Annotated in this window: 10 protein-coding genes; all 10 read right to left on the reverse strand. The window is 64.5% G+C overall.

Translation table 11 applies throughout. From position 1 onward, the window contains the following. Positions 1-1833: a PDZ domain-containing protein gene (locus M3P27_00685; GenBank protein ID MDP9266824.1), complete on the reverse strand. Its 1833-nt coding sequence runs from the start codon at positions 1831-1833 to the stop codon at positions 1-3. Further along, positions 1830-3269: a UDP-N-acetylmuramate:L-alanyl-gamma-D-glutamyl-meso-diaminopimelate ligase gene (mpl, locus tag M3P27_00690; GenBank protein MDP9266825.1), complete on the reverse strand. Its 1440-nt coding sequence runs from the start codon at positions 3267-3269 to the stop codon at positions 1830-1832. The genes M3P27_00685 and mpl overlap by 4 nt, the downstream gene beginning before the upstream one ends. A 1-nt stretch (position 3270) precedes the next feature. Beyond that, positions 3271-4305, reverse strand: coding sequence for an LD-carboxypeptidase (locus M3P27_00695; GenBank protein ID MDP9266826.1), 1035 nt, complete (start codon positions 4303-4305; stop codon positions 3271-3273). Between the two features lie 23 nt (positions 4306-4328). Beyond that, the gene (dapF, locus tag M3P27_00700) at positions 4329-5132 is read right to left on the reverse strand and encodes a diaminopimelate epimerase (protein MDP9266827.1); all 804 of its coding nucleotides are present in this window, start codon (positions 5130-5132) and stop codon (positions 4329-4331) included. 4 nt (positions 5133-5136) lie between these two features. After that, on the reverse strand, positions 5137-5832 hold the full coding sequence (locus M3P27_00705; protein ID MDP9266828.1) for an MgtC/SapB family protein: 696 nt from the start codon (positions 5830-5832) through the stop codon (positions 5137-5139). A gap of 23 nt (positions 5833-5855) precedes the next feature. Next, positions 5856-7628: a hypothetical protein gene (locus M3P27_00710; GenBank protein ID MDP9266829.1), complete on the reverse strand. Its 1773-nt coding sequence runs from the start codon at positions 7626-7628 to the stop codon at positions 5856-5858. 14 nt (positions 7629-7642) lie between these two features. Then, entirely contained in the window at positions 7643-8566 is a 924-nt protein-coding gene (locus tag M3P27_00715) for a PfkB family carbohydrate kinase (protein MDP9266830.1), read from the reverse strand. 2 nt (positions 8567-8568) lie between these two features. Next, positions 8569-9447, reverse strand: a complete 879-nt coding sequence (gene mtnP, locus M3P27_00720; GenBank protein ID MDP9266831.1) for an S-methyl-5'-thioadenosine phosphorylase — start codon at positions 9445-9447, stop codon at positions 8569-8571. A 106-nt stretch (positions 9448-9553) separates the two neighbouring features. After that, on the reverse strand, positions 9554-11206 hold the full coding sequence (locus M3P27_00725; GenBank protein MDP9266832.1) for a hypothetical protein: 1653 nt from the start codon (positions 11204-11206) through the stop codon (positions 9554-9556). Positions 11207-11327: 121 nt separating this feature from the next. Then, positions 11328-13148, reverse strand: a complete 1821-nt coding sequence (locus M3P27_00730; GenBank protein ID MDP9266833.1) for a prolyl oligopeptidase family serine peptidase — start codon at positions 13146-13148, stop codon at positions 11328-11330. Positions 13149-13235 lie beyond the last annotated feature (87 nt).

A 13235-nucleotide genomic window follows, 5' to 3' on the forward strand; every position in this document is an offset into this window, starting at 1 on the left:
CTATGGCTCCGCTTCGCCGCGCAGCCAGGCGGTGCGGCGCGCGCGCTGTGCCGGCGTCACGGCGGCAGCGTCGGAGAAACTGAACTCATCCTGCGATTGTCCGCCGAGTTGCAGCTTGATCTCCCGCGAGCCTTTGCGGCCCACCGCGCGCAGCTTCACCGTATCGCCCACGCGCAGGTCGCTGAGCTTCTCGTCGAGCTCGGAGGAGAGCGTCTTGCCGTTGACGGCGACGATCTGGTCGCCCTGTTCCAGGCCCGAGCGCTGCGCCTCGCTGCCTTCCTCGATGTGGACCACGATGGGTGGCTGGTCGAAGTTCTTCACCGTGCTAAAGCCGGTGTATGGGATAGTGACGCGCTTGCGATTCAGCCGCAGGCCCACTGTGGCGAACAAGCGGTCGTAGGGCAGTTCTTCTAACCCTGCGACATAGGACTCGAAGAACCACGCAAAATCGCGATGCGTGACCGCTTCCGTCGCTTCGCGGACGCCGGCGGTATCCGGGAACGGACGCCCCTGGTGGGCATACTGCTCGTTCATGAACTGGAAGACCTCGCGTAAGCTCTTGCGTCCTCCAGTCGCATCGCGCACGGCAAGGTCGAGCAACACGCCGAGTATCTCGCCCTTGTTGTAGTAGGAGATGGAGCGCTCGGGCAGGCGGTACTGCGGATACTTATCGAACCACGTATCCAGGCTGGAATCCTCGGCGCTCTGCGTGAGGTGCGCGGGACGCAGTTGCAGCGCGCGGATCTCGCGCGCGAGGCTCTCGAGGTAGCCGCGCTCGTCGAGGTATCCGGTGCGCACCAGCATGTAGTCGCCCACCGTGGAAGTGAAACCCTCGCTGAACCACAGCGCGCGCGTGTACTGCTCCTGGGTGTAATCGATGGGCTCGAGCGATGCCGGACGCAGCCGCTTGACGTTCCAGAGGTGGAAGATCTCGTGCGCGGTGACGCTGGGCAGCGCGAGCGGATCGTCTTGCAGGCGCTCGGCATTCACGTCGATGGCGGTGGCGTAGGCGTGTTCCATCCCGCCCGAGCCAGGCCCGTGCGGAAAGTGATAGAGGAACATGTACTCGGTGAAAGGACGCTCGTTCATCCACTCGACCTCAGCATGCGTGAGCTTCTTCGCCATGGTGACGATCTGGTCCATCTTGTAGTCGGCGGGATCGGCGTCGACGACGATGCGATAGTGCGCTCCATCCTGATCGAAGGCGGCTTCGGCGAAGGTACCGACGTCCACGGGGCCGTCCACCAGGCGATCGTAAGTGCGCGCGGTGAAAGTGTGCTGCCCGTTGCGGGCGGCGAGCGCGGGGAGCGGCGTGGCGATCTTCCATCCCGCGGGCAGGTCGGTGAACGTCACCGTCATGGGCGACTCGCGCGCGTCCACGGGATACATCAGCAGCTCAGCAAGGTTGATGAACGCATGCTGCGTGTTGGCCTGCATGCCGTAAGGGCCGGGCGTGTCCGCGTAGACCAGGTAATCGACCACGGCGCCGGACTCCGCGCCCGAGATGCGCCACGTCGTCTTATCGAGCTTGCGGACGGCGAGCGCGCGCCCATTGCTGTCGGCCGCGTGCACGTAGCGCACGTACTGCGCGAAGTCGCGGATCTGGTAGAGCGCGTTCCATACCGGCAGTCGCACGTCGCGCTCCTTCGAGGTGCCGGCAAGCTGCATGCGGACGTGGATGAGGTGGCGCGACGCCTCGCGCAATGAAACGGTGTAATCCACCGGCACGGCGGGAACGGCGTGCGCCGCCACCGCAGCGGCCGTCAGTGCGTACACCAGGATGAGCGTGAGTGCGAGCCGTGCCGCTCGGCTCAGAACGCGGTTGCGGGTCAAGCTTTGCTTCCGACCTCGTGGAGAGATTTCAAGCGCTGCGGCAGTTTCTCATAGATGCCGCCGAATCCGCCGTTCGAGAGGATCACGACGACCTCGCCGGCGCGAAGTTGCGGCGCCACCTTCTGCACGATAGCGTCAGCGTCGGCGAATTCCGACGCGGGGCGGCCGGCCTGCTTGAGTCCGCGGACGAGCGCGGCGGTCTCGAGGCGCTGGCCCTCGGGGATGGCCTCCGGCCTGAAGACGCTGGCGATGGCCACGGCGTCGGCGAGCGCGAGGCTCTTCACCAGTTCGTGTTCGAAGACGTTGCGGCGCAGCGTGTTCGAGCGCGGCTCGAAGATGGCCCACACGCGCGCCTTCGGCCAGCGCGTCCGCACCGCTTGCAACGTTCCCGCGATGGCGGTGGGATGGTGCGCAAAGTCGTCGATGATGGTGATGCCGGCGACCTCGGCTTTCACTTCCAGCCGCCGCTTCACGCTCTTGAATGTCTTCAGCGCCTCCGCGATCTTCGTCGGCGCGATCTCATAGTGCAAAGCCAGCGCCGCCGCCGCGGTGGCGTTGAGCACGTTGTACTCGCCAGCGAGCGCGAACTCGAGCTCCGCCCACGGCTTGCCCTGCTTGTGCACGCGCCACGTGGTGCGCTCGCGCTCGTACTCCACGCCCGTGATGTGCCAGTGCGAATCCGGCCTGAAACCGTAGCGCTCGACCCCGCAAAAGGCCTGGGCGAGGCATTCGTCCACATTGATGTCGGCGTCGTATGCCACGATGGCGCCCTTGCGCGGCACGAGGTTCACCAGCCGCTTGAAGGCGACTTTCACTGCCTCGAGGTCGGCGTAGATGTCCGCGTGGTCGAACTCCACGCTCGTCAGGATGGCGGACTGGGGCAGGTAGTGCAGGAATTTTGGGCCTTTATCGAAGAAGGCGGTGTCGTACTCGTCGCCTTCGATGATGAAGTGGCGGCCCTGCTTCACCGCGAAACTGGAGCCGAAGTTCTCCGCGATGCCGCCGATAAGGAAGGACGGATTCTGGTTGGCGGTGTGGAAGATCCACGCCAGCATCGAGGTAGTGGTCGTCTTGCCATGGGTTCCGGCAACGACCAGCGATTCGCGCGTCCGCAGGAATTGCTCCTGCACCACCTGCGGCAGCGAGCGAAAAACGATGCGCTCGTCGAGCACGTACTCGAGCTCGGGATTGCCGCGCGAGATGGCGTTGCCGACCACGACCATGTCCGGCCGCGGCTTCAGATTCGCTTCACTGTAAGGTTGCGAGACGGCGATATTGAGCGCGGCGAGAAAGTCGGACATCGGCGGATAGACGGCGTTATCCGACCCGGTGACCTTGAAGCCGCGCTGCTTGAGCATGCCGGCGAGCGAGGCCATGGCGGTGCCGCAGATGCCGATGAGATGGACGTGCTGCTGCGATGAGTCGCCGGCGCGCATCCTAGGAGCGTCCTCGGGCCGGGGGCTTTGCGCTTGAAGTCTGCGCGCTTGAAGTCTTTTGCGCGGGGCGCGCAGTGGTCGCAGGTTCGACCACGCTGAGCTTGACTCCCACTTTCTTTTCGGCGCGCAGCCGCGCCTGTGCGCCGATGGGGAGTGTGATGTTCTCTCCCGTCACGTGTCCGGACTTCAGTCCGGTAACGACGGGCACGCCGAGGTCGCCGACCACGCGCAGGATGACTTCATCGAGCGAGTACTTCTGGTCGGGATGCTGTTTGCAGTCGAGCATCTCACCGAAGACGAGGGCGCGCACGCCCGCGAATTTTCCTGCCAGGCGCAACTGCATCAGCATGCGATCGATCTGGTAAGGCTTCGCGCCCACGTCCTCGAGGAACAGGATGGTGCCGCCGGTCTGGATCTCGTATGGCGTCCCGAGCGACGCCACGAGCAACGAGAGGCAGCCGCCATAGAGCACGCCGTCGGCGCTTCCTTCGACGAGGGCGCGGACATTGCTGCTTGGTAAATCCCACTCCGGCTTGCCGCTCACCGCAGCCTGCCACGAGGAGAGCTCGACGCCACCACCTTCTTTGCCGGCAAAGTCGCTGGTCGCCATCGGACCGTGAAACGTAACGAAGCCGGCCTGGTCGGCGAAATAAGTAAGCAGCGTCGTGACATCGCTACAGCCGCAGAAGATCTTGGGATGCGCGGCGATCTTCTTGAGGTCCAACGCTTCGAGCAGGGTGTTCGTGCCGTAGCCGCCGCGGGCGCACAAGATCGCGCGCACCTCGTCGCGCTCGAACATCTCTTCCAACTCGCGCGCGCGCCGCTGCACCGAGCCGGCAAAATAGAGCTCGTGGTCGAGGATGGATGGCAGGTAGAACGCGCGGTATCCCATGCGCTCGAGTCCGCGCACGCCGGCCGCGAGCAATTCAGGCTTGATGTTCGATGCGGGCGCAACGATGCCGACGGTGTCGCCGGGCGCGAGCGCGGGCGGCTTGCGACGCGGTTGGGCGGGACGAGAGTTAACGATGGAAGGCATGCGGGGCGCCGAGGCGTCTCATCTTAAATGAAAAACTCGCCCCGGCAGACGAGCTGCGCCGGACCGTTGAGGAAGACCGACTGACCCTCCCAGCGGACCGTCTGCACGCCGCCGGGTGCGATGACCTTCACCGGCGACGTCGCTCGCTTGGTGTGGATGGCGGCGACCGCGGCGGCGCAAGAGCCGGTGCCGGAAGAGCGCGTCTCGCCCACGCCGCGCTCGAAGATACGCATCTCGATGGTGTCGGGTTTGCCGGCACGTACCAGCTCAACATTAATGCCGTACTTGAAGTCGTGGTGCTTGCCGATCTCGGCGGCTTCGGCCTGCCATCCGGGCGCGAACTCGGGCACGAAAACGACGAAGTGCGGGTTCCCCATCGAGACGGGGATGCCGCGCACCTCAGCGAAAGCGAGCTTGATGGGAAACTCGTCGCCCACCTGGGGCTCGCCCATATCCATCTCGAACCAATAAATGTTGGCTTCGTGCGTGGTGAGCCGGCAACGCTTGATGCCGGCGCCGGTGCGGACAGTGAGCGCGTCACCGGCGTCATGCTCGGAGGCGCGATGTTCGGCGACCCAATGCGCGGCGACGCAGCGGGTACCGTTGCCCGAGATCTCCGCCTCGGAGCCATCGGCGTTGAACAGACGCGCGCGCACGGTGGCTTCCTGGTCGGGCAGCAGCCACTCGACTCCATCCGCACCCACGCCGCTGTGGCGATCGCAGATCTTTTTCGCGAAGACGATCAGGTCGGGCGGCATGTGCATGCCGTCGATGAGCAGGAAGTCGTTGCCGCAGGCGTCGGCCTTTACGAATGGGATCGCCGGCATGGGATCACTCGACCGGCTCGGCAGCGGAGGATTGTACCTGCTGCGCGCTGGCGATGTGGCGCAAGCGTTCGAACAAGTCGTGCTGTTCGCGGCGCGGCGCTTCCACGGTGAATTGCAGGCGAGCCGCGCCTTCCTCGCGGGCGATGCGCACAGTGCGCATCTGCTGGCCTTCGTCCTTCAGGACGCGGTTCACGTCGCCGAGCACGGCGTCGGGATGCGTCGCCACCAGGTCGTAGTGCACGATGACGGGCTTGAGGTTGAAGCGCGTCTCGAACCAAAGCAGCCCATTCAGCGCGACCGCCACCACGATGGTGGCGAGGATGGCGGTGACATAGAGGCCGCCGCCGACCGCCATCCCGATGGAAGCGACCACGAAGAGCGTGGCCGCGGTGGTGAGCCCGGTGACGCCGCCGCGTGAATGCAGGATGGAACCCGCGCCGATGAAGCCGATGCCGGGAATGATCTGCGCCGCGATGCGCGTGTGGTCGCCGCCGTAGCTCGTTGCCAGGCGGTCGGAGAGCAGCGTGAACATCGCGGCTCCCACGCAGATGAACAGGTTGGTGCGCAGCCCGGCGGGCTTGTGTCTGACTTCGCGCTCGAGTCCGATGGCGCCGCCAAGCAGCGCAGCCAGGATGAGGCGCGTCATGGTCGGCGCAACAAAGGCGCTGTCGGGCCAGAGGAGCTGCATGAGCCAGTGCATCACGGTGGCAGGATTCTACATCTTCAGCGCGACGCCGGGGCCTGCGGAGCGGGTTCGACCCGGTAGATAGTGGCCGGGGCCTGGCCTGCGCTGTGGATCACGATGATGGTGCGCAGGTCCGCGCGATGTGCCGCCGCCGATCGCGCGACCGGATCGCCTTCGAAGGCGACCACGTAATCGGCATATTGCCGGGGATCAGCGAGGGCGCGCTCCCACAGTCCGTGCGGCAGCTCACGGTGCGCGTGTGTGCTCTCATTGATGGTGCGGCGCAAGGGGATGCCCGCGCGCTGCAACACGCCGCCGTGCTCGGCCATGTATATAAGGATGCGCGAATCGGGCGGCAGCCGCAGCAGCTCTTCGGCAACGCGCGTCTCGAGCGCGATGCGCGCCTTTGAGATTGCCCGCGCCTCGCGCAGCGTGATGGGCGTGGCGCGCCAAGCAGTGTAGTAGGTCGCGCCGGTGATGAGCAGGATGACGATGACGATTCCGCTGCGGACCCAAGATGTGCGGGACAATGAAGTGCGGGCCAACGAAGTGCGGACCAACGAGGCCTCGCCCCGGCCCGGGCTGTCCGGAGAATGCGCCGGGACCCCCTCCGGTCTCAGCATCACCCAGACGTTGGTTGTGGCCGCGACCGCTAGCCCCACGCCCAGCGCGATGGCGGGCAGCAGCTGCAATCCGAAGCGGTCGTTGTAATACGAGTACGGCCACCACATCGGCATGAAGATAGGGACGTCGCCGTAGGCGAGCGAGAGCGTGTAGAACGGCCATGGCAGCCAGAGCAATAGCGCCGGCCATGCGCGCCGATTCAGGATGACGGCCAGCAGCGTCCCAAAGATTGCGGCGAAGAACACCGCGTGATGCCACGGCGCTTCGCCCAGGTTCAGCTCCGCACATTTGCGGAAGAAGGTAGCGGCAACGGCAAGCGAGTGTTGGCCGGGATAAGTCGCGTTCGGCATCGCCGTGCGCACGGCAATCGCCTTGGCGGAGTAGGGACCGAGCGCGAAGTCGAGGGGATCTCCCGAAAGCAGCCAGTTCCACGCGAACCAGAAAGCGGGCGCGGCGGCAGAGATCAACGCGAGATTGCGCGCGCCGCGCCACAGCGGCGTACGCGCGCGCGTCAGGAAACCCCAGCCGTGTCGCCGGATCAAAACCACAAACGCCACCAGCACGAAGACGAGTCCGGCGAACCATCCGTCATAGCGCGTGAGCGCCATCGCGGCGATGCAGCAGCCGCAACGGGTGAGCGCGCGCGCGGCACGGGCATCGCCGGTCTGGGCGTTACCCTCGTCGTGGTTGGGGCGCGAGGCCTGTTCGAACTCGGTGAAGTAGACCGCGATCCAGATGAAGAGCGCGATGCACAGCGGCTCGGTCATCGCGGTGGACTGCATGTAGAGCAGGTTCGGATTCGCGGCGAACACGATGCAAGCCACCGCGGCCGCCGCGCGCGAGTGCGTGAGCCGCAATGCGAGCCGAAAGCTGCCGAGGCATCCGAAGATGTACGCTCCCATCGAGTAGATCGAGCCGCCGATGCCCGACTGCCACCAGTCCAGCGGGATGATGAACGGCAGGATGAGCAGGTGCGGCAGCGGGAGCCAGACGGTGCCGAAGTGCAGCAGGCTGGGGACGGCCGAATCGAAGACGCGGCGCGCGATGTTGATGTGCGCGACCGAGTCGCCGTAGAGCAGGATCTGTCCGCGGGTGAAGTAGTAAAGGAAGGCGCAGAGCGAGGTGAAGGCCGCCGCAAGGACGATCAGGACGGTGTCGCGTTTATCGCTCACGTTCGAAGTTTGCACAGGTTTATCCACGCCTATTCCAAGTGCGTGAGTTCGCGGAAGAGCTGGAAGCGCGCCTCGATCTCGTCACGCGTGAGCGATTGCAGCCGCTCGGTGCCGAAACGCTCCACCGCGAACGAGCCCATCACGCCGCCGTAAAACATGGCACGCTTCAGAACCTCGCGGTCCAGTTTGCCTTGCGCGGCGATGTATCCCATGAATCCGCCGGCAAAACTGTCGCCGGCGCCGGTGGGGTCGCGCACCTCATCGAGCGGCAGCGCGGGCGCGCGGAACGGATGCTTGTGGTCGGCGAAGAAGATGGTCGCGCCATACTCGCCATGCTTGATCACCAGCGCCTTCGGTCCCATGGCGCGGATCTTGTGTGCGGCGCGTGGCAGACTGTTGTCTTCCGCGAGCATCTTGGCTTCGCCATCGTTGATGAGCAGGATGTCCACCAGCTTGAGGGTTTCCTGAAGTTCGCGACGCTTCCCGCCGATCCAGAAGTTCATGGTGTCGCCGCCGGTGAGCTTGACGTGCGGCATGCTGCGGCGGACTTGTGCCTGCAAGACCGGATCAATGTTGGCGAGGAAGAGGAACTCGGAGCCGGCAAACTCGGGCGGCACCTGCGGCTTGAAGTCTTCAAAGACATTCAGCTCGGTGAGGTGCGTCTTAGCCTCGTTGAGGTTGTCGCCGTACTCGCCGGCCCAGTGAAAGGTCTTCCCTTTCGCGCGCTGGATGCCGCGCGTGTCCACGCCACGGCCGGTCATCACGGCTTCATGCGCGGGGGTGAAGTCTTCGCCGACGACGGCGATCACGCGAACGTTGGTGAAGTAGCTGGCCGCGAGCGAGAAATAAGTGGCGGAACCGCCAAGGATGCGCTCCTGTTTGCCGTGCGGCGTCTGGATGGTATCGAAGGCGACCGAGCCAACGACGAGCAAGGACGATGCAGATGCCGGCATCCTCAGGCTCCGACCTTCACGCCGACGTACTTGCCGATCAGCAGTTGCAGCCGCTGCTTCACTTCCATCGGGATCTTCGTCTTGTCAGTCAGGATAGCGTTGGCCAGCGCCGAACCGCACTTGCACGAGCGCTCCTTGGGCATGGCCGCGACCGCATGCTTGACCAGCGTGGCGGCGTTCTCCGCATTCTTCATCAGGTTGGCGACGATCTGGTCCACGCTCACCGACTCATGCGAATCGTGCCAGCAGTCGTAGTCGGTCACCATGGCGACGGTCGCATAGCAGAGCTCGGCCTCGCGCGCGAGCTTGGCTTCCTGCAGGTTGGTCATGCCGATCACGTCCGCGCCCCACGAGCGATAGAGGTTCGACTCGGCGCGGGTGGAGAATTGCGGGCCTTCCATGCACACGTAGGTGCCGCCCAGCTTCGCGGTGACGCCGGCTTTCTGCCCTGCCGCCTGTGCGATCTTCGAGACCTCCGCGCAGACCGGGTCAGCAAAGCCGACGTGGACCACCACGCCGTCGCCGAAAAAAGTGTCCACGCGGTGCCGCGTGCGGTCGATGAACTGGTCGGGAAGCACGAACTCGAGCGGCTTGTGCTCTTCCTTGAGCGAGCCCACGGCAGAGACCGAAAGGATGCGGTCCACGCCCAGCACCTTGAAGCCGTAGATGTTGGCGCGGTAATTCAATTCCGTGGGCATGAAGCGATGTCCGCGGCCATGGCGCGAGAGGAAAGCGACGCGCCGGCCTTCGAGCGTGCCGAGATGGTATGCGTCCGAAGGCTTGCCAAAGGGCGTGACCACGACCTTCTCCACCAGGTTGGTAAGCCCGGGCATCTGGTAGAGGCCGCTGCCGCCGATGATGCCGATCTCTGCTTCGCGCATATTTGGCTCCGGGTTGCGTGGGAGGTCGTGACGTCGAACGCGGAATTATACAAGGCGGGTCGCCAGGCACCTGCGACGGCCGGCTGCGCCGACTGGTGTGGCAGGACTACTGTGGACTGCGTACCGCCGCCGGCGGAGTCTGCTGCGGCATCACTGCCTGCTGCAGCTTGGGGGTGACCAGGTCGTCGAAGGTCTCGAGCGAGAGCACGCGGTCGCCCTGTTGCTGGATGGTGACGATACCTTCATCGGTCTGGAAGCGCTCGCCGCCCACACATTCGAAGCAGCGCTTCCCGGGCTGGCGCTGGCTCTCCGGCTGCGCGCTTTCGTCGGAGAGGCTTTGCGCGAAGCGATACTTCACCAGCAGCAGGCTGGCATAGCGCTGGGCAAACAGGTTGGCCGCTTCCGGAGTCTCCCACCGGGTCTCGACCAGCAGCGAGAGACACGCGACGCGCTGCGCCTCGAGCGCCTTCGGATCACTGGGCTTGGCGGCGCAATCGGCGTTCTTCCCCGCCATGCCGCTGGTGCGCTCGCTGGCGTAGTAAGCGCCGCCGCGCCACTTGGGCGAAAGTCTTTCCGCCGTCTTCTCACCGGCGAATTGCTTCAGCAGTCCGTGGACGTCAAACTCGCCGACACTGCCAACGTCATATGGTTCGTAAGCTTTGCCCAGTAACTGGCGCATGTTTGGAAGCGTGAGCGACTCGATCTTCTCGCCGGCCACGTAGGCTTTCGGCTCCATCACCTCGCGGGTGTTGCGTGGCGGCTTGGAGAGCACGCCGGCGAAGGCAAGCTCTTTCCCGCCGCGATGCAGCATGTCGGCCACGAAATCCATGCCATAGGTGTAGGGGAACATGAGGGAATCGCGCAGATAGAGCGGCGCGTGCGACATCAGCGGCATCTCGTCGGTCTGGCGCTTCGCGCCGGCTTTCACCATCTCGCCGATCAGGGGCGAGTCGGCCAGCGAATGTCCGCTGGGGGCAAGCATGTAATCGACGAGCACCACCATGGCCTGGCCTTCGATCACAGCCTGCCGCGCCGTGCCCGGCTCATCCGGACGGATCTCGATCGGCGCGTGCGCCTTCAACGCCTTCGACTGGTCTTCCTCCTTGAGGTCGTGCCGCAACAGCTCCTCGAGATCGAAGCTCTGGTCCTGAAGCGCGTGCGTGAGCTCGTGGGCCAGCACCGCCTTCTGCGCGTCTGGCTCGATCCAATCGAGCAGGTAGACGGTCTGGGTCTTGGCGTCGTAATAGCCGGCGACCTGTTCTTCCAGCAGGTCGCCAAGATACTTCTCGAGGTCGAAGTCGCGCGGTAGTAGTCCCAGCTTCTTAAGCACGATGGCGGTGCGCTCGAGCCGCTTGGTGTCTTCGTCGTTCTTGCTCTTCTCGGTGACGTACTTGCGCACCTGCTCGCGGCTCGCCAACTGGCGCTTCACCGGATGCTTGATGGGCAGGCCGGTATCCTGGGAAACGAATCTCAGGATCTCGTCGACCTGGGCGAAGAGCTGGCGGGCTTCCTGCTCAGAGATCTTGCGGTCGTTCTTCTTCTTCGCTTTGCTCTCCGGAGCCTGGGGCGCGGGCGGAGCGGAGCGCGCGGCACCCGCCGGTGGCGAGGTGGGCGGTTGCTGGGCGAAAGACTGCTGGGCGACAGACTGCTGGGCGAGAGACTGCTGGGCGAAAGACTGCTGGGCGAAAGACCAGGGCGAAACGAAGAGGAGCAGCAGGAGGGTCAGGGATCCCGCAGCGCGCGTAACTGGGGCCGGCATAAGAAGATTGCGCATATGAGATGTTAGACGCCGCACTCCGCGATTAGAACGCAGCCCGGCCTCTGGTGGGCGAGAAAAATGAGGCGGGCGTCGCCGCCCGCCTTGCCCGGCCATGCTTCCATTATTTCAGCAGGAACTCCTTCATGAACATGACGGTCGCATAGAACAGGTAGTCGGCGTTCTTCTTTTTGGCGAAGCCGTGGCCTTCGTCGTTGGCCATGAGGAACCAGACGGGCGTGCCGCTCGAGCGCACCTTCTGCACCATCTGCATCGCCTCGGTGCGCGGGACGCGCGGATCGTTGAAGCCCTGCACCACGAAGAGCGGCTTCTTGATCTTGTCGGCATTGTTCACCGCCGCGATCTTCTCCATGAAGGCGCGCATCTTGGGATCGCGCTCGTCGCCATACTCCACGCGCCGCAGGTCGCGCCGGTATCCGGAGGTGTTCTCGAGGAAGGTGACGAGGTTCGAGATGCCGACGATATCCACCGAGCAGCAGATCTTTTCGCTGTAGTTGGTGGAGACGGAAAGCGACATGAACCCGCCGTAGCTGCCACCGATGATGAACACGCGGTCGCTATCCAGGTCAGGACGCGTCTTGACGTAGTCGAGCAGCGTGCCGATATCCTGATAACTCTTCTCGCGGTTGAATCCGTTGTCGAGCGCGAGGAAGGTCTTGCCGTATCCGCTCGAGCCGCGCACGTTGGGATAAAGGATGGCGACGCCAAGCTCCTTCAAGTAATAGTTGCTGCGGCCGAGGAAGCCGGGCGTGGATTGCCCCTCCGGGCCACCGTGGATGTTGATCATCACCGGACGTTTGCCCGTGAACCTGGCGGGCGGCTTATAGAGGAAGCCGGATATCTCCATGCCGTCGAAGCTCTTCCACTTCAACAGCTCTGGTTCCTGCAGGTCGGTAGTGACCACGCCGCCGGTCTCGCTCATGGTCCAGCGGTCGATCTTGCCGGTCCGAACGTTGAGCGAATAGACGTCGTTGGGCGATTGCGCGCTGTCCAGGCTGAAGGCCAGGTCGGTGGAGTTCTCGTGCCAGTTCGCCGAGCCGACACTCCCGGGGGGCAACGGCGGCGCCGGCTTTTCTTTCCCCGTCGCCACATCGAGCAGGTACAGTTTCCCGATGCCGTTCTCGTTGGTCACGAAGGCGATGGTCTTGCCGTCTTTACTCAGGTCGAGATCCTGCACGTCCCATGGGATGTTCGAGGTGAGATAGGTGTGCTTCTTCGTTGCCAGGTCCACATAGGCGAGGCGCTGGAACTCGTTCTCTTTGTCAGTGGTGACGTAGAGGCCCTTGCCGTCTTTCGAGAATCGCGCCGGGCCGTAGGCGATCTTCTCCGCGCCGCCCTTGGGAGTGAGCAATTCTTTTTGCCCAGTGGCCGCGTCCACGATCCAGATGTAGCTCTCGTTCGCCGAGATCCCTTCGGCGAGCGCGATCTTCTTGTCGTCTTCCGACCAGTCAAGCGGTTCCCAGCCGCCGCCCTTGAGTTCAACCAGCATGCGATCGGATCCCGGGTCCTTGGGATCGATCACGTAGAGATCCACATCGTCGCCGGTGCGGCGCGTGGAGCCATAGACGGCGCGGTTGCCGTCGGTGGAGAAAGTGAAGGCGGTGTTGCGCGACTTGCCGTCGGTCAACCGCGTCACGTTGCCGGTGGCCACGTCGTAGCGATAGAACTGGAAGAACTCGTCACCGCCCTTGTCCTTACTGAAGACGAAGTAGCTGCCGCGCTTCGGTTCGTACTCACCGCCGCCAACGCGATCGGGATAGAACGTGAGCTGCGTGCGCGCGCCGCCCGGAGTGGTGACGCGGTGGATCTGCGGCACGTCGGCAAAGCGTGTGCCGATGAGGATCTCGCGCTTCGTCGGATGCCAGCTGCGAAAGCCCGCGGTGCGGTACTCGGTGTAGCGTGCCACGTCTTCCACCACGCTCATCGGGATGGGTGGAACGTTCTCGACCACCAGGTTGTCGTAGGGCTTGAGCACCGCCGCGGCTGGCGGCTGGGCGGCAGGTGCGGCGGT

The sequence above is a fragment of the Acidobacteriota bacterium genome, from assembly GCA_030774055.1.
Taxonomy (GTDB): Bacteria; Acidobacteriota; Terriglobia; order Terriglobales; family Acidobacteriaceae; genus JACPNR01.

Bases quoted from the DNA above. Each gene is read 5' to 3' on its own strand.
- dapF (MDP9266827.1), bottom strand. From the start codon at position 5,132: ATGCCGGCGATCCCATTCGTAAAGGCCGACGCCTGCGGCAACGACTTC.
- M3P27_00725 (MDP9266832.1), bottom strand. From the start codon at position 11,206: ATGCCGGCCCCAGTTACGCGCGCTGCGGGATCCCTGACCCTCCTGCTG.
- M3P27_00715 (MDP9266830.1), bottom strand. From the start codon at position 8,566: ATGCCGGCATCTGCATCGTCCTTGCTCGTCGTTGGCTCGGTCGCCTTC.
- M3P27_00705 (MDP9266828.1), bottom strand. From the start codon at position 5,832: ATGCACTGGCTCATGCAGCTCCTCTGGCCCGACAGCGCCTTTGTTGCG.
- mtnP (MDP9266831.1), bottom strand. From the start codon at position 9,447: ATGCGCGAAGCAGAGATCGGCATCATCGGCGGCAGCGGCCTCTACCAG.
- mpl (MDP9266825.1), bottom strand. From the start codon at position 3,269: ATGCGCGCCGGCGACTCATCGCAGCAGCACGTCCATCTCATCGGCATC.
- M3P27_00695 (MDP9266826.1), bottom strand. From the start codon at position 4,305: ATGCCTTCCATCGTTAACTCTCGTCCCGCCCAACCGCGTCGCAAGCCG.
- M3P27_00730 (MDP9266833.1), bottom strand. From the start codon at position 13,148: ATGAGCGTGGTGGAAGACGTGGCACGCTACACCGAGTACCGCACCGCG.